Origin of the sequence: Thermosynechococcus sp. JY1331, assembly GCF_031583475.1 — a bacterium.
In the GTDB taxonomy this organism is placed as follows: domain Bacteria; phylum Cyanobacteriota; class Cyanobacteriia; order Thermosynechococcales; family Thermosynechococcaceae; genus Thermosynechococcus.
Genome location: NZ_CP134180.1, coordinates 1,489,147 through 1,509,158 on the forward strand (window position 1 = coordinate 1,489,147; position 20,012 = coordinate 1,509,158).

At 54.0% G+C, this 20,012-nt stretch carries 19 protein-coding genes, 1 pseudogene and 1 riboswitch; of the genes and pseudogenes, 11 read left to right on the forward strand and 9 right to left on the reverse strand.

Going from position 1 to position 20,012, the window contains the following annotated elements:
• Positions 1–219: 219 nt before the first annotated feature.
• Positions 220–365, reverse strand: a riboswitch (cobalamin riboswitch).
• A gap of 151 nt (positions 366–516) precedes the next feature.
• A complete protein-coding gene (locus RHJ31_RS07175) occupies positions 517–966 on the forward strand; it encodes a SufE family protein (protein WP_302676115.1) in 450 nt (149 codons plus the stop codon).
• A 180-nt stretch (positions 967–1,146) separates the two neighbouring features.
• Here RHJ31_RS07175 and thrS read toward each other — a convergent pair whose 3' ends face one another.
• Complete coding sequence (gene thrS, locus RHJ31_RS07180; RefSeq protein WP_302676116.1) at positions 1,147–2,964, reverse strand: threonine--tRNA ligase; 1,818 nt, start codon at positions 2,962–2,964, stop codon at positions 1,147–1,149.
• 244 nt (positions 2,965–3,208) lie between these two features.
• Here thrS and RHJ31_RS07185 point away from each other — a divergent pair.
• Positions 3,209–3,748, forward strand: a pseudogene (locus tag RHJ31_RS07185) (response regulator); the annotation flags it as partial.
• Between the two features lie 166 nt (positions 3,749–3,914).
• Here the strand turns inward: RHJ31_RS07185 and recR are convergent.
• Positions 3,915–4,523, reverse strand: coding sequence for a recombination mediator RecR (recR, locus tag RHJ31_RS07190; protein WP_206199797.1), 609 nt, complete (start codon positions 4,521–4,523; stop codon positions 3,915–3,917).
• 7 nt (positions 4,524–4,530) lie between these two features.
• Positions 4,531–6,156: a peptide chain release factor 3 gene (locus RHJ31_RS07195; RefSeq protein WP_206199798.1), complete on the reverse strand. Its 1,626-nt coding sequence runs from the start codon at positions 6,154–6,156 to the stop codon at positions 4,531–4,533.
• 44 nt (positions 6,157–6,200) lie between these two features.
• Here RHJ31_RS07195 and galE point away from each other — a divergent pair, with 44 nt between their 5' ends.
• Positions 6,201–7,211: a UDP-glucose 4-epimerase GalE gene (galE, locus tag RHJ31_RS07200; protein WP_302676118.1), complete on the forward strand. Its 1,011-nt coding sequence runs from the start codon at positions 6,201–6,203 to the stop codon at positions 7,209–7,211.
• A gap of 284 nt (positions 7,212–7,495) precedes the next feature.
• Here the strand turns inward: galE and RHJ31_RS07205 are convergent, their stop codons facing one another.
• The gene (locus RHJ31_RS07205) at positions 7,496–7,705 is read right to left on the reverse strand and encodes a chlorophyll a/b-binding protein (protein WP_302676119.1); all 210 of its coding nucleotides are present in this window, start codon (positions 7,703–7,705) and stop codon (positions 7,496–7,498) included.
• A 187-nt stretch (positions 7,706–7,892) separates the two neighbouring features.
• Here RHJ31_RS07205 and RHJ31_RS07210 point away from each other — a divergent pair, with 187 nt between their 5' ends.
• Genes RHJ31_RS07210 through RHJ31_RS07220 form a run of 3 tightly spaced genes read left to right on the forward strand, consistent with a single transcriptional unit; the run spans position 7,893 to position 12,323 of the window.
• Complete coding sequence (locus tag RHJ31_RS07210) at positions 7,893–8,873, forward strand: bestrophin family protein (RefSeq protein WP_302676120.1); 981 nt, start codon at positions 7,893–7,895, stop codon at positions 8,871–8,873.
• Between the two features lie 23 nt (positions 8,874–8,896).
• Positions 8,897–11,203: a heavy metal translocating P-type ATPase gene (locus tag RHJ31_RS07215; RefSeq protein WP_302676121.1), complete on the forward strand. Its 2,307-nt coding sequence runs from the start codon at positions 8,897–8,899 to the stop codon at positions 11,201–11,203.
• Positions 11,178–12,323 carry a tyrosine-type recombinase/integrase gene (locus tag RHJ31_RS07220; RefSeq protein WP_302676122.1) on the forward strand — a complete coding sequence of 382 codons (1,146 nt, stop codon included), beginning with the start codon at positions 11,178–11,180 and terminating at the stop codon, positions 12,321–12,323. The genes RHJ31_RS07215 and RHJ31_RS07220 overlap by 26 nt, the downstream gene beginning before the upstream one ends.
• Here the strand turns inward: RHJ31_RS07220 and RHJ31_RS07225 are convergent.
• From RHJ31_RS07225 to RHJ31_RS07235, 3 genes are all read right to left on the reverse strand, one after another.
• On the reverse strand, positions 12,301–12,504 hold the full coding sequence (locus tag RHJ31_RS07225; protein WP_011058047.1) for a hypothetical protein: 204 nt from the start codon (positions 12,502–12,504) through the stop codon (positions 12,301–12,303). The two genes, RHJ31_RS07220 and RHJ31_RS07225, sit on opposite strands and share 23 nt — an antisense overlap.
• A gap of 65 nt (positions 12,505–12,569) precedes the next feature.
• Positions 12,570–12,833, reverse strand: coding sequence for a DUF3146 family protein (locus tag RHJ31_RS07230; protein WP_302676123.1), 264 nt, complete (start codon positions 12,831–12,833; stop codon positions 12,570–12,572).
• Positions 12,834–12,845: 12 nt separating this feature from the next.
• The gene (locus tag RHJ31_RS07235; protein WP_302676124.1) at positions 12,846–14,438 is read right to left on the reverse strand and encodes an Hsp70 family protein; all 1,593 of its coding nucleotides are present in this window, start codon (positions 14,436–14,438) and stop codon (positions 12,846–12,848) included.
• A 120-nt stretch (positions 14,439–14,558) separates the two neighbouring features.
• On the opposite strand from RHJ31_RS07235, the gene hemH reads away from it, so the two are divergent.
• From hemH to RHJ31_RS07250, 3 genes are all read left to right on the forward strand, one after another.
• Entirely contained in the window at positions 14,559–15,725 is a 1,167-nt protein-coding gene (gene hemH, locus RHJ31_RS07240) for a ferrochelatase (RefSeq protein ID WP_302676125.1), read from the forward strand.
• Between the two features lie 80 nt (positions 15,726–15,805).
• A complete protein-coding gene (locus tag RHJ31_RS07245) occupies positions 15,806–16,096 on the forward strand; it encodes a hypothetical protein (RefSeq protein ID WP_302676126.1) in 291 nt (96 codons plus the stop codon).
• Between the two features lie 6 nt (positions 16,097–16,102).
• Complete coding sequence (locus RHJ31_RS07250) at positions 16,103–16,273, forward strand: hypothetical protein (RefSeq protein ID WP_206199811.1); 171 nt, start codon at positions 16,103–16,105, stop codon at positions 16,271–16,273.
• 3 nt (positions 16,274–16,276) lie between these two features.
• Here the strand turns inward: RHJ31_RS07250 and argC are convergent, their stop codons facing one another.
• Positions 16,277–17,329, reverse strand: a complete 1,053-nt coding sequence (gene argC, locus RHJ31_RS07255; protein WP_302676127.1) for an N-acetyl-gamma-glutamyl-phosphate reductase — start codon at positions 17,327–17,329, stop codon at positions 16,277–16,279.
• 203 nt (positions 17,330–17,532) lie between these two features.
• On the opposite strand from argC, the gene RHJ31_RS07260 reads away from it, so the two are divergent.
• Together RHJ31_RS07260 and RHJ31_RS07265 are read left to right on the forward strand one after the other, a co-directional pair.
• The gene (locus tag RHJ31_RS07260) at positions 17,533–17,862 is read left to right on the forward strand and encodes an Hpt domain-containing protein (RefSeq protein ID WP_302676128.1); all 330 of its coding nucleotides are present in this window, start codon (positions 17,533–17,535) and stop codon (positions 17,860–17,862) included.
• A gap of 5 nt (positions 17,863–17,867) precedes the next feature.
• Positions 17,868–18,566, forward strand: a complete 699-nt coding sequence (locus RHJ31_RS07265) for a DUF1995 family protein (RefSeq protein WP_302676129.1) — start codon at positions 17,868–17,870, stop codon at positions 18,564–18,566.
• A 7-nt stretch (positions 18,567–18,573) separates the two neighbouring features.
• On the opposite strand, the gene RHJ31_RS07270 is transcribed toward RHJ31_RS07265, so the two are convergent.
• Positions 18,574–20,010, reverse strand: coding sequence for a serine/threonine-protein kinase (locus RHJ31_RS07270; RefSeq protein WP_302676130.1), 1,437 nt, complete (start codon positions 20,008–20,010; stop codon positions 18,574–18,576).
• Positions 20,011–20,012: the final 2 nt, after the last annotated feature.

Sequence of the window (20,012 nt, forward strand, 5' to 3'; positions counted from 1 at the left end):
AGTGCACTTCCAGCATCATCAGCAGAACCTAACGTGGGTCACTGCAAGAGCAACCCCTTGTCTAAGTGCTTGTAGGTGCTTGAAAATCTCCAAAATCACTTGTGCTACAGCAACGGCAGCAACGTTGCCAGAAAAGGGCGGTAGGGGGGTTCTTTACCTAGGCAAATTAATGAAAATTGAAGCATGAAGAACATCATCTGTACCTCGCAGATGTTGGCATAACGACATTCACAACTCGGCGGGCATTCTGACTGAGAGAGTAGTGCCTCTCATCACAGCTGCGGGACAGCGGCAGATTTGCACTGCACTTTCCCCCTTGCGTCTGATGGCTGATCCCCACCAGAACCGAGTGAGTACATTCAAGGCTAACACAAGTTATGAGTTAAGGGTAAGAGCACGGCGGTCTATTGGTATGAAAAGCTGCCCCTAGGTTGACTGCTGCCGTTATTGTGCAACTGCTGAGGCTAAAATGAGAAATAGTTATCATTTTTCTCAGCAGCGTTCTTCTAGGTAAATATGCCCTCCGCCTGCCAGCCTTTACCGGCTTCCCTCGATCGCATTGTTCAGCGGTTCCAACAGATCTCAGATCCAAAGCGGCGCTATGAATACTTGCTGAGCTTTGCAAAGCGCCTGCCGCCATTTCCTGAGGAGCAGAAGGTTGCCGCCAACCGCGTACCCGGCTGTGTCTCCCAAGTGTACGTGATGGCCTCTTTAGAGCAGGGCAAGGTGATTTTTCAGGGGGATTCTGACGCTCAAGTGACGAAGGGATTAGTGGGGCTATTGGTTGAAGGGTTGAGTGGGTTGACACCTGCAGAAATCCTCCAGTTAAAACCTGACTTTATTCAGCAAACCGGACTGAATGTCAGCTTAACCCCCTCGCGAGCCAATGGCTTTTACAACATTTTTCGAACGATGCAACAGCAAGCCCTAGCCTATCACTTGGCTGAGACTTCGTGTCACACTTAAAAATCTCAGCTGATGGGACTACAGCAGCAAAAGCTGGGCTGGGTGCTAGAGAACACCCTTACGAAGGAGGATAATCCTTTAGTTGTAGGATGACGCAACAATTCCCGCAACGGGGACATTAAGCTTCGTTTGCGGATTTAACACTTCTGCTTATACTCCCTATTCGCCAGAAGGCTCGGCCTACTGCCACTGAATCTCGGCATCCATTGCATTCACTGCCGATGTCAGTTTCTCGATGAGTTGTTCAACAGACAAGGCGCCGACATCGCCTGCAGCACGGGTGCGGATACTCACGGTCTCGCTTTCGACTTCCTTGGCACCCACAATGCCCATCACGGGAATTTTCTGAGTTTCGGCGTTGCGAATCTGTTTGCCGAGGCGATCGCCCGTGCGATCCACACTCACGCGGATGCCCTGCTCTCGCAGTTGAGCGGCCACACGTTCGGCATAGGGGCGTTGCTCATCTCCCACGGGCAACAGGCGCACTTGCTCGGGTGCCAGCCAAAAGGGGAAATCCCCCGCATACTCCTCAATGAGGATACCAATGAGCCGCTCCAGCGAGCCAAAGGGGGCACGGTGAATCATCACCGGTCGGCGGCGGGTATTGTCCTCAGCGACGTATTCCAAATCAAAGCGCTCAGGCAAATTGTAGTCCACCTGAACCGTTCCCAACTGCCACTCGCGACCGAGAGCATCCTCAAAGATAAAGTCTAGTTTCGGCCCATAGAAGGCAGCCTCCCCAATCCCCAAGAAATGCTCCATGCCCAACTGTTCTACCGCTCGCTGAATTGCTGACTCCGCCTTTGACCAAGCCTCATCGGAGCCAATGTACTTGTCGGATTTGGGATCGCGGAAGCTCAGCCGTGCCTTGAATTTATTTAAACGCAGACAGCGAAAGACCGAGAGAATGAGATCAACCACATTCAAAAACTCGGCATCCAACTGCTCTGGCGTGACAAAAAGGTGGGAGTCATCAACGGTAAAACCTCGCACCCGTGTCAAGCCCCCCAATTCCCCGGACTGCTCATAGCGATAAACCGTACCAAACTCCGCCAACCGTAGGGGCAAGTCACGGTAGGAGCGCAGCTCACTTTTATAGATTTGAATATGGAAGGGGCAGTTCATTGGCTTGAGGACAAAGCCCTGCTCGTTGGCTGCCGCCTCAGCATCTTCGGCCATCAGGGGAAACATATCCTCTTTGTACTTTTGCCAGTGGCCAGAGGTCTTAAATAGATCCACACGGGCAATGTGCGGACTCACCACCGGTAGATATCCCCGCTTCATTTGCTCTTTTTTGAGAAACTCCTCGAGGGTTGAGCGCAGAATCGTTCCCTTAGGAGTCCACAGGGGTAGCCCTGGTCCTACAGGATCAGCGAAAATAAAGAGACCCAGCTCTTTGCCCAGTTTGCGGTGGTCACGGCGCAGGGCTTCTTCTTTGCGGCGTTTATATTCCGCCAGTTGTTCTGGGGTTTCCCAAGCAGTACCGTAGATGCGCTGCAGTTGGGCTTTGGTTTCATCGCCGCGCCAGTAGGCACCGGCAACACTTTCAAGGGCGATCGCCTTGGGGTTAATCTCGCCCGTATTTTCAACGTGGGGTCCCGCACAGAGATCCCACCACTCATCCCCCAAGTGGTAAATCGTAATTGGCTCCTCGAGGTCTTGGAGAATTTCCAGCTTGTAGGGTTCCCCTAGCTCCCGGATGCGGCGCTCGGCCTCCTCACGGGTCACTTCCTCGCAGATCACCGGCAACTTGCGCTTAATGATCTTGACCATCTCCTTTTCAATGAGCTTCAAGTCTTTTTCGCTGAAGGGTTCGGGGTGGTCAAAATCGTAATAAAATCCACTCTCAGTCCAAGGACCAATTGTGACCTGCGCCTTGGGAAACAGCTTCTGGACTGCCATTGCCAAAATATGGGACGTGGTGTGGCGAATACGCTTGATCCGCTCCGATTCACTGGTTTTGGGAAGGTGGATAGGGGCAGCAGCAAACTCTGGCATAGCGTGTGACGTATCGAACAAATCTTTAGTAGGGGTGAGACTTCTATTGTGACATTCTGCTGCCCTCAAGGGTGGGTCTTTGACCCCAAATTTTTGGGTTCAGGGACACTTTGCCGCAGTGTAAGGTGAGTGGCCAACTCCAAAAGACAGGGCTATGCTAAGGTTGAAATCACGTAGTGGTCATGCCACTGCCGCCCTCTATTCACAATCTCTATAGGAATCTTGTATAGAATGGAGTGTTTCCGTGACTAGCCGCAAAGTCATTGTCATTGATGACAGTAAAGTAATCCGGATGCGCGTCCGCGAGATGTTGCCAGAGGGCGACTACGAAATCCTTGAGGCCAAGGATGGCCGTGAGGGGCTGCAACTCATTGAGCAGTCTGAGCCGACGTTGATCATGCTGGATTTTCTGCTGCCGAGGGTGAGTGGCTGGGAAGTTTATCAAGAATTGGAGAAAAATGATCTCCTTGGCGCTATCCCCCTCGTAATTATGTCAGGGCGCAAGGAAGAGGTCACCGAAAAGCTCCAAGAACCCTTTGAGTGGTTTGAGTTCATTGAGAAGCCCTTTGAAAAAGAACAACTCGAAGCAGCAATTCAAGAGGCCTTTCGCAAAGCCCGTAAGCCCAGACCCGTCAAAGCAGCAGCTCCTGCGGAAGTAGCGGCTCCCGTCGCTGTGGATCTCACCCCCGTCTATGCCAAACTGGCCGCCCTTGAAGGTGCCATTCAAGCTTTGCAGGCGCAATCTGTCAAGGCAAATGACTTTGCCCAACTCCAAGCAACGGTTGCGCAACTGCAACAGCAACCAGCGGCAACAGGTAGTGGTGGGGATGAGAATCGCCTCGCCGCTTTGGAAGCGGAAAACCAGCGGTTACACCAAGAAGTCGAGCAACTGAAGCGAGCCATTCACCAAATTGTGACGGCATTGCGGCGATTGCAGGGGGGGCACTAAGCTACTGCCACTCAATTTCCCGGCGACCGGCAAGGGCACGGGCAAGGGTCATTTCATCGGCATAGTCGAGATCACCGCCCACCGGTAGGCCAAAGGCAATGCGAGTGACCTTCACAAAAGGCCGCAGCAGCTGCCCCACATAGAGAGTGGTCGTTTCCCCTTCAATACTGGGGTTGATGGCCAAGATCACCTCTTGCACCTGCGGTTGGCTGGCGCGCTGAATCAGAGGTTGAATGTGCAGGTGTTCGGGGGTGATGCCCTCTAGGGGCGAAATGAGTCCGCCCAAGACATGGTACTTGCCGTGGTACTCGCGGGTTTTTTCAATGGCAATGACATCGCGGGAATCAGCCACCACACAAAGGAGATGATTGTCTCGCTGGGGGGAGGCACAGATGTCACACACGGGTTCGGCAGAGAGGTGAAAGCACACGGAACAAAGCCCCACCTGCTGTTTCGCTTCAAGGAGAGCTTGCGCCAAGGCTTGAATATCAGCCTCGGGACGTTTGATCAGGTGAAGGGCAAGACGTTGGGCGGTTTTGGGGCCAATGCCCGGCAGGCGTTGCAACTGCTCAATGAGACGAGCAAGGGGACGGGTATAGACACTACTCATGGGGCAGCTAGGCAGACACAACAGCGGCAAGGGGGGCGATCGCGCTCAGGCGCAGTTTGGGATGATCTGCCATTGTCTGTTGCAGATTCCACTCATTCTTAAAGAGCAGCACCGGCCGTCCCCAACTGTCTTTGACGGTGACAGCATTAAAGATGCGGCCAATGGCTGCGAGGGCTTCCCAACCATCCAGTACCCAGCGCGCAACGGTATAGGGGAGAGGGTCAAGACGAGTTTCCACACCGTATTCGTTTAATAGGCGAAACTGCACCACTTCAAATTGCAATTGGCCAACTGCCGCCAGAATCGGTTCTCGTTTCGATTCATCGGTAGAGTACATGATTTGCACGGCACCCTCTTCCCGTAGCTCATTCACCCCTTTTTGGAAGGATTTGAACTTGGAGGGGTTGGGGTTGCGCAGATAGGCAAAGAGTTCTGGGGAAAAACAGGGAATGCCTTCATATTCCAATTTGGGGCCGACATAGAGGGTGTCGCCAATGGCAAACATGCCTGGATTATTCAGGCCAATCACATCGCCCGCATAGGCCGTTTCAAGGGATTCGCGACCTTGGGCAAAGAGTTTTTGGGGACGAGAAAGGCGGATGGTTTTGCCGGTGCGAGCATGGTTGACGGTCATGTCCTTTTCAAATTTGCCGCTACAGACCCGCACAAAGGCGACGCGATCGCGATGTTTCGGATCCATATTGGCCTGCAGCTTAAAGACAAAGCCAGTGAAATGCTCCTGCGTCGGATCAATCGCCCCGCGATCGCTCTTGTAGGCCATGGGTGGCAACGCATAGGTCAAAAAGTGCTCCAGAAACAGGCGCACGCCAAAGTTGGTCATGGCACTGCCAAAGAAGACTGGAGTCATTTTTCCCTGATGCACCAAATTGAGGTCAAGTTCAGCACCAACCCCATCTAGCAGTTCCAGTTCGTCCTTGAGTTGGTGATATTCCAAGCGATAGGGCTCAATGTAGGCGTCAATGGCCGGATCGCCAAGGGCAAGGATGGTTTCCGCCGCAGCACGGCTACCGTGGGTCGTGCGCTCAAAAAAGTGAAAGTTGCGGCGCACGCGATCATAGACGCCGCGAAAGCGATCGCCCATCCCCAGCGGCCAGTTCACAGGATAGGGAATCAGCCCCAGCTCCTGTTCAATTTCATCAATCAGTTCAAGGGGTTCCCGCCCCGGCCGATCCAGCTTGTTGATGAATGTAAAAATCGGCAGACCCCGCAGTTGGCACACCTCAAAGAGCTTACGGGTTTGGGGTTCTAAACCCTTGGCCGCATCCACCAGCATCACGGCATTATCAGCCGCCGCAAGGGTGCGATAGGTATCTTCACTAAAGTCTTGGTGGCCGGGGGTATCCAAGAGGTTAATCTGATAGCCTTGGTACTCAAACTGCAAGACCGTCGAGGTAATCGAAATCCCCCGTTGTTGCTCCATTTCCATCCAGTCAGAGGTGGCTTGCCGCTGTGCCCGTCGTGCTTTGACGGCTCCCGCCTCGTGAATAGCCCCACCGTAGAGCAGTAACTTTTCCGTCAGCGTCGTTTTCCCGGCATCCGGGTGAGAGATAATGGCGAAATTACGACGTCGTTTCACCTCTTGGGTGATTTCATGGTGTAAGTCACTGGTCATGGCAGAATTTGTAGCAGCTTTCCTAGTGTAACAGATGGACTTTAATGACAATTAATAATGGTAATAATTCGCCGCTGATTCTGGTCACCGGGGGCGCGGGCTATATTGGCAGCCATACCGTTTTGGCACTACAGCAAGCCGGCTTTCAGGTTCTGATTTTAGATAGCCTTGAGCGAGGGCACCGCGATTTGGTCGAGTCTGTTCTTAAAACAGAACTCATTGTGGGTCATATTGGCGATCGCTCCCTCTTAGATTGGATTTTTCAAACCTATCCCGTGACGGCAGTAATGCACTTTGCTGCCTATATTGAAGTGGGCGAGTCTGTCCGCTCCCCCGATCGCTTTTATCAAAATAATGTTTATGGTGCCCTGACCCTCTTACAGGCGATGGTGGCCGCCGCGATTCCCTATTTTGTCTTTTCCTCCACAGCCGCCGTCTATGGCTTGCCCTCAGAGGTGCCGATTCGCGAAACCTGTCCCTGTGCTCCCATTAACCCCTACGGGCGCTCCAAGTGGATGGTGGAGCAAATTGCTGCCGATATGGGCAGGGCCTACGGCCTCAAGTCGGTAATTTTCCGCTATTTCAATGCCGCAGGCGCCGATCCCGACTCCCGCTTAGGGGAAGATCACCATCCAGAAACCCACTTGATTCCCCTAGTGTTGCAGGCGGCGATGGGACGACGCCCCCACATCTGCATTTATGGCACAGATTACCCTACTCCCGATGGCACCTGCATTCGCGACTACATCCACGTGGTGGACCTAGCCCAAGCCCATGTGCTGGGATTAAAGTACCTCCTGAGTGGCGGCGACTCACAAATTTTTAACTTGGGGAATGGCCAAGGCTTTTCGGTGCGGCAAATTATTGAAGCCGCTCAGAGGGTCACAGGTTGTTCGATTCCAGTCGTTGAGGGCGATCGCCGAGCAGGAGACGCTGCAATCCTCGTTGCCAATAGCGATCGCGCCCGTCAGATTTTAGGTTGGCAGCCGCAGTACCCTGACATCGAGCAAATCATTGATCACGCTTGGCGATGGCACCAATACCGCCACAGCTAAGCCTGCGCTGTACATTTTGTCTGCAATAAGGAATTAGGCATCTCTCTTTTGGAAATTCCTGGGAAGCTGTGAATGCACTCTACTGTAGAAATTGCGACATAAATCAAGAATTTGCTCTAGGGATTCCTGCTGGGAGTGATCTAAACTGACCTCTGTTTCATCTAAAGACTAAAAGCAAAAAGCCCACCCCAAGAGGCAGGCTGACCCATTCCATGAGTTGTTTGTTCTTTCTAACGGCGCAAGGGCTGCTGAAGAACGGATATGCCTAAGAGCGCAGCGACGACCTAGAGGCTATTCAAAAAGCCAATCAGACCGTGACCCGTAATCACTTCCAAGGCCAGCAGGGAGATAAAGCCAATCATGGCCAAGCGACCATTGAAGAGTTCTGCATAGGGAGTAAACCCAGCCTGCGGCTCACTCATCACGTACATTTTGGGTTCAATGGCAAAGTTGTTCATTTTGCCTTGTTCATCAATAATGCTGCCGCTTCTCATTTTTGTCCTCCGTTTGTTACAAAGTGTTTCATGTTCTTAATATAACTTAACACTTCTTGCGGGGAATGGCAAGGGGTAACGGATTTTCTTAAGATTTGCAGTCTCTTCGGTTGTTCTTTGCGGTAAAAACACGGTTTCAGCACGCCAGTGTGCTAAAGATTGGGGTGGGAATCGCCCACTGGTATTCATGAGCCGCTTCTCTTTCCTCGGTTTTCACCCCTTCAGACGCCAATTACCCCGAGATCGGTCGGGCGTGGCGAAGTTTTTGTTGCAACCGCCGCAATGGTTACGTCTGGCGCTGCGTTTGCGTGGCTCGGTCATTCCGGCCATTCTTTCGGAAGTGCTCTTTTGCGGTGGCTTTGGCGTCTTGGTGACGGTGATCGACCTTTATGTGATCAATGTCCACTGGCCAGTGCTAGGCAGTCTCATTCCCTCGATTGTGCTGGGGTTGCTCCTCGTCTTTCGCACCAACACTGCCTATGAGCGCTTTTGGGAAGGTCGCCGCCAGTGGGGCAACATTGTGAATAATTCCCGCAGCCTAACCCGCTTGATGTGGACTGCCATTGACGAAAATAGTCCGGAGGATCACCAAGCCAAAATTGATGCCGTTCATTTAGTGGGGGTGTTTGCGATCGCCACCAAGCAACACCTGCGAGGAGAATCCTTTGCCGAATTAGAACCCCTGCTCAAGCCCCATCAATACAAAGAGCTACAAACGGTGCAAAATGTCCCCTTGCGCATTGCCCTGTGGATTGAGGACTATCTGCACCACCAACACCGCTGTGGCTCCCTGTCCCTGTACCAACTCACTTACATGGATGAACTGCTGGTGCAATTGGTGGATGCCATGGGTGCCTGTGAGCGAATTTTGAAAACACCAATGCCCCTTGCCTATGCCATTCATCTCAAGCAGCTATTATTTCTCTATTGCTTGCTGCTACCCTTTCAACTGGTGGATAACCTCGTGTGGTGGACAGGCCTAATGGTGGGACTCATTGCCTTTACCCTCTTTGGCGTTGAAGAAATTGGCATCGAAATCGAAAATCCCTTTGGCCGTGACCTCAATGATCTGCCCTTGGATGCAATTTGCCTAACCATGCAGCAGAATATCAATGACCTCATTAGTGCGCCGACCCATGGCCATCGCTCCGCCCAGCCCTTTTCTTAACCGATCCTTAGGGGTAATTGATCATGACTGCAACTGTGCTTTCCCCGCCGCCAGCAAGGGTTCATTACGAAGTGGTGCATCACTTACCGGGGCGAGTGCGGTTGCGGATTCCCCGCCTGCAATATGACGATCGCTATGGGCGGCAACTGCAAGCTCTCTTTGTTCAAGAAGACAGTGTGCAACAAATTCGCCTTAACTTGCCCGCCGCTAGCCTGATTGTTCAATACAGTCCCGAAGTTGACAATCCCCTTCACCGCTTTGGCCAATTGATTCAGGCCGCAGCAGATGAGCGTTTACCCTTACCGGGGATGCTGCCCATTGATAAGTTGGTGTACTCCCCTTGGAACACCGCTTACTTTATCGAGAAAATGGCGCTACCCACCTTGGCGCTGGCGATCGTGGCGCTACTACCCGTACAAACCCCCTTCTACCCTGCCATTGTCGCCACTGTGATTGTGATTGTGGCACTGCCCACCTTCCAAGAAGCCCTAGAGAGCCTCGAACACCGCCATCTCAACGTCACCCAACTGGAATCCCTCTGGACGATTCTGCATACGCTGCAAGGGGAATACATGGCGCCGGTGTTAGCTGCCTTTATGGGTCAAGTGGGGGGGTCACTGCGGGATATGACCGCTCAAGTGGGGGAAAACCAAGTCTTTGACCCCCTCGATCAACAGCGCACCTATTGGGTAGAGCGGGGCGGCACTCGCCAAAATGTCTCTGTGCGCGAGCTACAGGTGGGCGATCGCGTGATTGTGGCCGCCGGATCCGCGGTGCCCGTGGATGGTACCGTGCTCTGGGGATCCGCCGTGATTCAGCGGCAGTTTCTCACGGGAGAGTCGGATCTATTGCCCTGTGAACCTGAAGAAACGGTGCTGGCCTCTTCCCTTGTGGTGCGGGGACAAATTTGCGTTGTTGCTGAAGCCGTTGGTGAAGAGACGCAGGTGGGCAAAGCGCTGCAACTGGCTCGCCAAGCGCCGCAACTGGATACTCGCATTGAAAACTACGCTGAGGAAATCTCGAACCAAGCCATTTTGCCCGCAATGGGCGTGGCTGCCATTGTTTATGGGGTCACCTTGGATGCCCATCGGGCGATCGCCCCTCTGCAATTGGACTTTGGCTCAGGGATTGGCATTACCATTCCCACTGCGATTTTGGCAGCCCTCACCCATGCGCCCCATGTCGGGGTGTATTTTCGCAATGGCCGCGCCCTTGAACTCCTCTCACGAGTCAATGTCATTGTTTTTGACAAAACCGGCACACTGACGGAAGTGAAGGGAACCATTGTGGGGGTCAATCTCCTCAAGCCCGGCCTGAGTGAACAAACGCTGCTCTATTGGCTGGCAACTGTGGAACAGTCAATCAATCACCCCTTTGCCCTTGCCATCCTTGAGTATGCGGCTGAACGCGGGATTGAGGGGGGAACCTATAGCAACTGGGTCTATGAACCGGGTAAGGGAGTTGCGGCAACTGTCGAGGGGCAAGAGATTTTGGTGGGCACACCCCAATGGATGGGCGATCGCCAAGTGCCCATTGATCTTGATGAACTGCGCACCCATGAAGGCGTGCTTTGGAACCGCTCCCTTGTCTGTGTTGCCTGTAATGGTGAACTGGTGGCACTGGTGTTCTATAGCAACCCCGTGCGTTCTGAAGCCGCTAGTGTGATTGCCGCTCTGCAACAGCGGGGTATTGAGTGCTATATGGTGACGGGAGATCACCACGAAGTCGCCAATGCGGTGGGCTATGCCACTGGCTTTCGTCTTGGTCAAATCTATACCAATAAAATGCCAGAGGACAAAGTTGAACTTCTAGAGAAGTTTAAAAATGGTGGCGAAAAAGTCGTGGCCTATGTGGGCGAAGGCTTCAATGATACAGCAGCAATGGCCTACGCTGATATTTCCATTACCCTTTCTGAAGGCAGTGATGCGGCGCGGCAAACCGCAGATCTTCTCTTGATGAATAATCGCCTTGAGGGACTAGTGCAGGCGATCGCCCTCAGCCAAGAAGTGATGAACATTATCAATCAAAATATCGCCCTTGTGGTCATTCCCAATGTCAGTGTGGTTTTAGCGGGGGTCTTTTTGAGCTTGCACCCCGTGATTGCCGTCTTGATTAGCAATGGCGCCACCCTCTTGGCCGAACTGAATAGCCTGCGCATCCTCACGGACTATCGCCCCGTCAAAGTTGAGCACAAGTCCAGTCGTAGCCGCTCCCAAGCGGGGGTTCTCGATATTCCTTGGAAAAAACGTCCTCGCCGCAGTTTTGGTCATTTCGGCAGCGAGTTGAGTTCTGAGTCCCTCAGCAATGGCCACGTCCCCTCAGAAACTTGACCAACAACTTCAGCAGGTCAATCAACGCCTCAAACTAGCGCAGTTGGGTCTGCAAATTGAACAACGCGGCCAACGTCTCAGCCTGAGGGGTACCCTGCCGCCACGACCGGGCAGCCATCGGCTCCGCCCCCACCAACAGCGTTTAAGTCTAGGGTTACCCGCCACCCCCAGCGGTCTTAAGGCAGCGGAAAAGGAAGCCAAAATCATTGCCGCCAAATTACTGGAAAACACCTTTCGCTGGCAGGACTATGAACGGGTCAAGGGCTTAGGGCGCCTTGGGGAGTTATCCCTAGGAGAGCAAATTGCCGCCTTTGAAACGGCCTTCCTGGCTCAAGATCGCAGCTGCACTACGTGGGAGATGGCCTATGGGCCCTATCTGCGTCAGTTGCTCAAAGCCGCCGCTGCCCATCCCGACCATTCATTACCAGAACTGATCTATGGCTTGTTGCAGCAAATCCCCGCTGATAAGCGACAACGGCAGGTGGCCTGTACCGCCTTTCAAGGGTTTTGTCGGTTCCTAGGGGTGGAGTTACCGATTCCCCTAGCTCAGTTTTGGGGCACCTATTCCCGGCGATCGCTCCAACCACGGGAGTTACCCAGTGATGAGGAGATTCTAGCCGCCTACCAGCAAATTCCCAATCCCCAGTGGCGCTATGTCTATGGCTTGATGGCGGCCTATGGCCTGCGCAATCATGAAGTGTTCTTCTGCGATTTAAGTGGGCTCGTCACAGGTGACCCGGCAGGGATGATCGAGGTGCAGGAAACCACCAAAACAGGTTGCCATCAGGTGTGGCCCTTTCCTCCCCAGTGGGTTGAGGTGTTTGGCTTGCGATCGCCCCAGTTGCCGAGGATCAATACGGATTTGACCCAAACAACCCTCCAACGCATTGGCCAGCGGGTAAATCAACAGTTCCGTCGCTACGGCTTGCCCTTTCGTCCCTATGACTTGCGCCATGCGTGGGCGGTGCGCACAATTCACTATGGCTTACCCGATACCGTTGCCGCACGGATGATGGGACACAGTGTGGCGATTCATACCCAAACCTACCACCGCTGGCTGACCCTACGGGATCAACGGCAGGCAGTGGCTCGTGTCCTTACTCAATTCGAATGCTCTTGAAGTCACTGGGGGGGGGTGGCGGCGGGCTGGGGGGCTGATAGTCGCCGTACTGCTTGAGCCAATCGCTGACTGGCTTTTGATCAAGGCTCAACCCCAACAATCCAGAGACAAAGCCGCCCATAAAGGCAACGGGTTTTTGGCTCAACTCTTTGACAAGGGGCGCTAATTCGCTCAAGAACATAGGCTATCTGGCAATATCAGCACAGGTTTCCTCACTGATTGTAGCTTAGGCACAGCGGAACGCACCTAAAACTTGGCACGGACAACAAATTCATAATCGCCCCCCGGCTCTAATTGGTAGTCTTGGGCTTCGAGAAACCGCCCCAAGGGTTCTTTGATCAGAGCACGCCCAAAGGCTGGGGAGATTTGCAGCTTTTTCGCCCTGAATTGCCAGCAAAATTCCCACTGGTACTCGCTGGCGCAGACGTGGCCACGAATGTGACCCTCTTGCCAACTTTGGGCAATGATGCGGACATAGGCAGTAGTTTGGGGTAGGGAATGGGGAGCCACAATGCAATTCGGTCAACGCAATTGGGTGACGATTTGATTATTGATGAGACGCTCTTGGGTGAGCAAGTCATCAACGGTAACCCGCAGTTGGCGATCGCCATCCACTTGAAAGAGGACCCGAATGCGATCGCTCCCCGGATAGCCAGGGGGATCCAGCTTGGCGAGGGTTTTGCCTTGGGGGGTGTCATTGAGGGGCTGCACCGTGCGTTCACCGGCACTACGGGTAATCAGGCGATCGCCATCAAAAAAGATCTCCACACCCCCTTGCTCGTCCCCCAATTCACCAATCACCAGTTCAATACTGGGCTGTCCCTCCGTCGAGGCCCCTAAAATCAATTCCACGGGTTCGCCCATGGGGTAGGGTTGTCCCCGCTGGATAATGGGGTGCCAGCCATGACGGTTGAGCTTAGCATCCCAGAAGCGAATGCCGTAGCTGTGGTAGAGAAAATCCTTGACATCCAGCCCTTGGGTCACTGCTAGAGCACCCATGGCCACCGCTGTAAAAGGCTGTTGGGCGTTGATCTTTGTGGCCTCAAAATACTCAGCAACCCATTTTTGCACTGCGGGAATTTGCGTTGTCCCCCCCACTAGGAGCACCGCATCAATCGTGTCGGGGGTGATGCCTTGGCGGCGTGCCTGTTGGAGCACTTGGGTGAGAGCATCATCCAGACGTTGGAAAAATTGCTGCTGATGGAGTAGCTCCTCCAGTTCCGAGCGTTCGAGGCGGATCTCTAGGGTGTTAAATGTTTCGCTGTCAAAGTACACCTCTTGGGCATAGGGCTGCTGCGAGAGTTGAATTTTTAAGCGCTCGGCAAGGCGCAGCAGCAGGCTATTGGCGGTCATGCCGCGTTTTACCCACTCATCGACAATCCAGTGGTCAATATCCGTGCCCCCTAAATTCAAGCCTGCTTTGGCAATCACCCGCGCTGTGCGAGGCCGTTGGTTGTCGCTTGAGGCCCACTGGCGATCGCCCCACTTGAGAATAAATCCCAAGGGACGGCTTTGGCGTTGATCGCTCTTGAGTTCGACAAGGGAGAGATCGAGGGTGCCCCCGCCAAAATCAATCACCAAGATCAGCGGGCGATCGGCCACGCCATAACCTAAGGCCGCAGCCGTGGGTTCATCCAAGAGGCGAATTTGCTCAATGGCAAACCCCTCACACACCTGCAACAGCCAACTGCGATAGGTTTCAAAGCTATCCACCGGCACGGTGAAGATCAACCCCTGTTCGACATCGCCGCCGCTAGTGTGTTTCAGTTCCTTCAACAGGGCTTGCAAAAACCACGTGCCAATGGTTTCAAAGCTCAAAGAACAGCCATCCAGCTCGGGTAAATAGCCCTGTACGGTGGCGCCAATCCCCCGCTTAAACCGCGAGAAAAAGCGACGATCGCCCACCCCATCCAAGCCGCGATCGCGCACCTGCTGCCCTACCACGACCAGAGGAACACTGGCATCCTCCACATAGGCCAAGCTAGGAATGAGCGCCGGTACCTCACCAAACCCCACCGAGAGTCCAGAGAGCGTTACCGCTTCGGCTGCTTGGGTGGCATAATTCCACCGCGCCACCAACGTATTACTGGTTCCAAAATCAATTGCGTAGGTCACCGTTTGCACACATCAACCGCATTCTCTCATCCCTACCTTAGCGAGATTTTCTCCCCCTGAGATCCTGAGAGTATGTCACAATAAGAAAGCGATCGCGAAAAGATTTAGGTGATTTTGGGCATGGCGAGCCAAACAGGTGTACTACTTCTCAATTTAGGGGGGCCCGATCGCCCCGAGGATGTGCGCCCCTTTTTGTACAACCTGTTCTCTGATCCCGAAATCATTCGCCTGCCCTTCCGTTGGCTACAAAAGCCCCTTGCTTGGTTTATCTCCACCAGTCGTGCCCGGCGTTCTCAGGCCAACTATGCCCAAATTGGTGGCGGCTCCCCCCTACGGCGCATGACTGAACAGCAAGCCCGTGCCCTGAAAGACGCCCTAGAACGCATTGGCATTGAGGCCAATTTGTACATTGGTATGCGCTACTGGCACCCCTTTACCGAGGAGGCGATCGCCCAAATCAAAGCGGATCAAATTCGCGATCTAGTGATTTTACCCCTTTACCCACAGTTTTCCATTAGCACCAGTGGCTCTAGTTTTCGCCTCCTAGAGAGCTTGTGGAACCAAGACCCTGAATTGCAAAAGATTCGCTATACGCTGATCCCCTCTTGGTACAACCACCCCGGCTATGTGGCGGCTATGGCGGACTTGATTCGCCAAGAACTCGACCAATGCCCCAACCCTGACGAAGCCGTGATTTTCTTTAGTGCCCACGGCGTTCCCAAAAGCTATGTCACCGAAGCAGGGGATCCCTACCAAGAGGAAATCGAAGCCTGCGTGAAGCTCATCATGGCTGCCCTGAATCGCCCCAATACCCATGTGTTGGCCTACCAAAGTCGGGTGGGGCCTGTGGAATGGCTGCAACCCTACACCGAAGATGTGATTCCTGAGTTGGCCGCTCAAGGGGTGAAAACCCTTGTTGTTGTTCCGATTAGCTTTATTTCAGAGCACATTGAAACCCTTCAGGAAATTGACATCGAGTACCGCGAGATTGCCGAAGAGGCTGGCATTGAAGTCTTTCGGCGCGTGCCTGCTCTTAATGATCACAGTGGCTTTATTGGTGCCCTTGCCCAACTGGTGAAGGATGCTCTTGCAGCACCACCGCGTACCTTTGCTGAGGTGAATAAGTCCCGCAAGCGGGTGAAGCTCTACCCTCAAGAGCGCTGGGAATGGGGGATGACCTCCGCCGCCGAACGTTGGAATGGACGCTTGGCAATGTTGGGATTTTTAGCCCTGATCATTGAGTTAATCAGTGGTCAAGGGCCATTGCACATGCTTGGACTGCTTTGAGACTTTGCTCAACTCCTGCCATAGAACCCTAGAAATTGTCGCTAGAATAAGGATAACCTTATTGGCAAAGGGCTACCCCTGTGTCTGAATCGCCCACACCGAAATTTGACAAAGAAAAATTCCTCTTCCCCACCAGCCGCTACCATGGTGCATTTACGCCGCAAAACTTGGCCTTTAATGCCAATTTGCAGGAATTTGCTCAACGGGTGAGCTATATTTGTGGTCTGGAAACGGGCGGTAAGATCAGCTCTGAGGAGGCCTACAATCAAATTAAGGTGCTTTGGAAGCAACTGAAGAAATCCCGAGACTTGCTCTTTGCCAATATTCCTCCTGATGAGGATGCGGATGGTTCAGATAGTGATGAGTCCTAAATCCTGATGGCTGGCTTGACACCGACAACGTTACTCTTAAGCTTGAGTACCGCTCCCTTTCTGGCGGCTTTGTGCCTAGGGCAGGGATTATGGCAGATGGGATTGTCTTTGAGTGCAAGCAGCACTGAGCTATTACGGGGCGATCGCCTGCCCTTGGTCGAACAAGATGAAACTTGAGTCCTAGGGATAAAAGGCAACCTGCGGTAAGCCCAGCGTTTCTGGCCAGCCCATCATTAGATTCAAGCATTGCACCGCTTGGGAAGCCTGTCCCTTCATTAGGTTATCAATGGCGGAAATGACAATCACCCGGCCGGTGCGCTCATCCACCTCAATGCCAATAAAACAGGCATTGGTGCCCCATGCCCATTTCGTCTGGGGATAGAGGCCGGGGGGCAGGATATTCACCCAAGGGGAATGGCGATAAAAAGCTTGGTAGATGGTGATTAAATCTTCACGCACTAGACCCGGATCCCGCAGTGTGGCATAGACAGTGGCCAAAATCCCCCGCGGCATGGGGACAAGGTGCGGCGTGAACTGCACAAGGACGCTTTGGCCGGCCAATTCGCTACAAATGGCTTCAATTTCTGGCGTGTGGCGATGTCGAGCAACACTGTAGGGAGCAAGGGAGTTGTCAGCTTCCGCAAGCAGGAGATTGATTTTGCCCTGACGACCGCCGCCGGAGGTACCGGACTTGGCATCAATAATTGCCGTATTCGGTTCAATCAGACCCTGCTTTATCAGGGGTGCTAGAGCCAGCAAGCTAGCGGTGGGATAACACCCCGGACAACCAATGAGGGCACTTTGGCGAATGCGATCGCGATAGAGTTCTGGCAACCCATAGACCGCCTGTCGGGTCGTAGCCTCATCTTCCCTTGGTTCACCGTACCACTGGGTGTAGGTTTTCAAATCCTGAAAGCGATAGTCTGCCGACAAATCCAGCACTTTGCAGCCCTGCTCAAGGAGTTGCGGGGCAAGCTTACAGGCAATGCCATTGGGCAGCGAGAGAAACACCACTTGGGCGCGATCGCGAATCACCTCCACGGATACGGGTTCCACCGTGAGATTCACCCGACCCTGCAAATGGGGATATAGCTCCGTGTAGGGGCGACCCGCACTCCCCTCACCGCCAAGGTATGCAATCTCCACTTGGGGATGGTCAAGGAGTAAACGCACCAGTTGGACGCCCCCATAGCCAGAGGCCCCCACAATCCCCACCGTCACGCGATCGCCCATCGTTCCTCAATCCTGCCGCTGTTGTTGGCCTCACCACTGCGATAGTGCCATCGAATCCCCTGTTTCGCCAAGGGGGCAGACCACGGTGATAAAGTTAAGAATTATTACAAATCTCCCCTTGCGTTTCCTCACCTAACCCTTGAACCGCCTTGGCTGGTACAGGCTAAAATAACGACGAGTAACCTGTGGGGAATTGTGAATCGATGACATCGCCAATTGATTGGGACTACTTGGCTGCCCTTTCGGGGGGCGATCGCGAGTTTGAGTTGGAACTGTTGCAAACCTTTGTTGAGGATGCCCAGCAGCGTCTCCAAGCATTGGCGGAAGCGGTCAATCAGGGAAACGTTGATCAAATCAAGCGGGATGCCCATCATCTCAAGGGCGCCAGTGGCAATGTCGGCATTACTGCCATGCAAACCATCGCTGCCCAACTGGAACAATCCACGACCCCGCAAACGCTCGCCCAAGCGAAAACCCTAGTGGAGGAGCTACAACGCCTGTTTGCCACCGTTGCCAGTGAGGTCTCCGCTTAAGACCCATGTCGATCCTGCCCCCCGATAGTCTGGAGACTGCCCTCAGCCAAGCTCAACAGGCCACCCAAGCGGCGCTTCAAGAGGGTAAAAATCGCCTGCAAATCGAGATCCTGTTGCCCGATCTCAATGCGATGGCCTTTGCCGCTGGCTACCTCCCTTTGTTTGAGGAACTAGGTCGTGATCTCAAGGTCTTTTTTGCCGATGCTGGATCTGCCGCCCTTGCCCGTCGCGAATGGGGTGAAACTGCCTATGGTGTGCGGGGCGTGAATGAACTACTGACACCCATTACAGCGAGCGATCGCGCCATTGTCATCGTTGCCCCAACCCCTGTAGAAGCCAATGCCATTGAGCAGATGTGTGAAACGGCGGGCGATCGCCCCTTTATCCTTTTGAACCCAAGGCTTCAGGATGTGGCCGTCGTTGGTATTGGCTACGCCGGTCGGCGGCTGCGGGAGCGATTTCTCAACACCCTTGAACCCTGCTACTACCTTCGTCCCCTCGCAGAAACCATCATTCTCTGGCGCTGCTATCCGCAACCGTGGCAAATTTGGCAATACGGTGAAACCGCCCCCACCTGCCTAGCAGAATTTGAGCAACGCCCCAGTAGTGAAGACATTGAGCGTGCCCTGACGCCCCAAGGCAAACCCCGTGGTCAGGGAGTCTTTAGTCGCTTGGGTGCCTTTTTGCGAGCACTCCAGAACTAACCAATCTCTAAGGGGTGGCCGGTTCAGTGTTACTGGTTGGGGGGGGTGACACCTCGGGCATTGCCTCTGTCGGTGGCGGTGAGGGCGTAGGTGTTGGTGGAGATGGTTCAACGGCGGTGGGAGGGGCGACGGGAGGCTCTGCGTTCTTTGGGGGCTTTGGGGAATTTGGGGGTTTTGGAGAGAGGGATGGCGGAGGAGTCGGCGTTGGCTCTGGGGATGTTTCCTCAGGACTCGGGCTAGGGGTAGGCGTTTCCGTTGGCTCTGGGGTGGGCGTCGGTTCCGTAGGGGTGGGTTCCGGCTCTGGCGTCGGTGTCGGGGTGGGGGTGGGCGTCACCTCTACAGGTGGCACAATGGTCGGCAGGGTGGGTGGAAATTCCTGTTCCTGAGGACGTGGGGGGCGAGGGGTGACTGTGTCCACGGGTTGGTTGCGCAAAAATAGCCCTAGGCCAATGCCTGCTAAGCTGCCAAAGATTGCCGTTCCCAACAGCCATAGCCACGGCGAAAAATTGCGTTGTTTGGGGGGAGCAACGACGGCTGTCCCCTCCGGTTGAGTATTTGCCAAGATAGTGGATCGGTACTGCGGCATCACAGCTACCGTTGCTGTGGTTTGACGCGCCACGGGCTGTCCCATGAGCAGTTGCAGCCACGCCTGCACCGTTTGGGGACGTTCGCGGACATCCAAAGCCATTCCTGCTTCAATGGCATCAATGGTGCGCTGACTAAGATTGGGCTGAAACTGGCGTAAATCCTCGAGAGGCACGCGATCGCGCAAGACCGAGGCCACAGGAGGGCGTCCTGCCAAAAGGGCATAGAGCGTTGCTGCTAGGGCATAGACATCCGTTGCCGGCGTCCATTGGTGGCGGGGTAAATACTGCTCCACCGGCGCATAACCTGCTGAGAGCAATCCCGTATTTGTTTCCGTCACCCCAGCAGTGTATTCACGGGCAATGCCAAAGTCAATCAGCACCACTTGATCTGTGCCGTCCCGCAGCATGATGTTATCGGGCTTGACATCGCGGTGCAGCAGCCCATGCTCATGCACTAATTCAAGAGCGCTAGCCACTTGGCGAATATAGTGGAGAGCCGTTTTTTCCGGTAGCGGCCCTTCTTCTTGGATCACTTGGGCAAGGGTGCGTCCGGGGATATAGTCCATGACAATGAAGGGACGCCCCCCCTCAATAAAGCAATCACTGACGCGCACAATGTGGGGATGATTAAACTGGGCAAGGCGCTGCGCTTCTTGGATAAACCGCTCCCCCAGATCATGAATCCGCTTCGGGGGTTCCTGCTGCAAGTTCAATGTTTTGAGCACCACTGGCTGATGGAGCAGGGTGTGGGTGGCGCGATAGGTGACACCAAAGCCCCCCTGACTCAAAAGGGCATCGAGGCGATATTTTCCCCCTTGGAGGGTTGTGCCCACACTCAGCAAACTCAGGGAGGACATAG

Bases quoted from the DNA above. Each gene is read 5' to 3' on its own strand.
- RHJ31_RS07175 (WP_302676115.1), top strand. From the start codon at position 517: ATGCCCTCCGCCTGCCAGCCTTTACCGGCTTCCCTCGATCGCATTGTT.
- thrS (WP_302676116.1), bottom strand. From the start codon at position 2,964: ATGCCAGAGTTTGCTGCTGCCCCTATCCACCTTCCCAAAACCAGTGAA.
- recR (WP_206199797.1), bottom strand. From the start codon at position 4,523: ATGAGTAGTGTCTATACCCGTCCCCTTGCTCGTCTCATTGAGCAGTTG.
- RHJ31_RS07195 (WP_206199798.1), bottom strand. From the start codon at position 6,156: ATGACCAGTGACTTACACCATGAAATCACCCAAGAGGTGAAACGACGT.
- galE (WP_302676118.1), top strand. From the start codon at position 6,201: ATGACAATTAATAATGGTAATAATTCGCCGCTGATTCTGGTCACCGGG.
- RHJ31_RS07205 (WP_302676119.1), bottom strand. From the start codon at position 7,705: ATGAGAAGCGGCAGCATTATTGATGAACAAGGCAAAATGAACAACTTT.
- RHJ31_RS07210 (WP_302676120.1), top strand. From the start codon at position 7,893: ATGAGCCGCTTCTCTTTCCTCGGTTTTCACCCCTTCAGACGCCAATTA.
- RHJ31_RS07215 (WP_302676121.1), top strand. From the start codon at position 8,897: ATGACTGCAACTGTGCTTTCCCCGCCGCCAGCAAGGGTTCATTACGAA.
- RHJ31_RS07220 (WP_302676122.1), top strand. From the start codon at position 11,178: ATGGCCACGTCCCCTCAGAAACTTGACCAACAACTTCAGCAGGTCAAT.
- RHJ31_RS07225 (WP_011058047.1), bottom strand. From the start codon at position 12,504: ATGTTCTTGAGCGAATTAGCGCCCCTTGTCAAAGAGTTGAGCCAAAAA.
- hemH (WP_302676125.1), top strand. From the start codon at position 14,559: ATGGCGAGCCAAACAGGTGTACTACTTCTCAATTTAGGGGGGCCCGAT.
- RHJ31_RS07250 (WP_206199811.1), top strand. From the start codon at position 16,103: ATGGCTGGCTTGACACCGACAACGTTACTCTTAAGCTTGAGTACCGCT.
- argC (WP_302676127.1), bottom strand. From the start codon at position 17,329: ATGGGCGATCGCGTGACGGTGGGGATTGTGGGGGCCTCTGGCTATGGG.
- RHJ31_RS07260 (WP_302676128.1), top strand. From the start codon at position 17,533: ATGACATCGCCAATTGATTGGGACTACTTGGCTGCCCTTTCGGGGGGC.
- RHJ31_RS07265 (WP_302676129.1), top strand. From the start codon at position 17,868: ATGTCGATCCTGCCCCCCGATAGTCTGGAGACTGCCCTCAGCCAAGCT.
- RHJ31_RS07270 (WP_302676130.1), bottom strand. From the start codon at position 20,010: ATGTCCTCCCTGAGTTTGCTGAGTGTGGGCACAACCCTCCAAGGGGGA.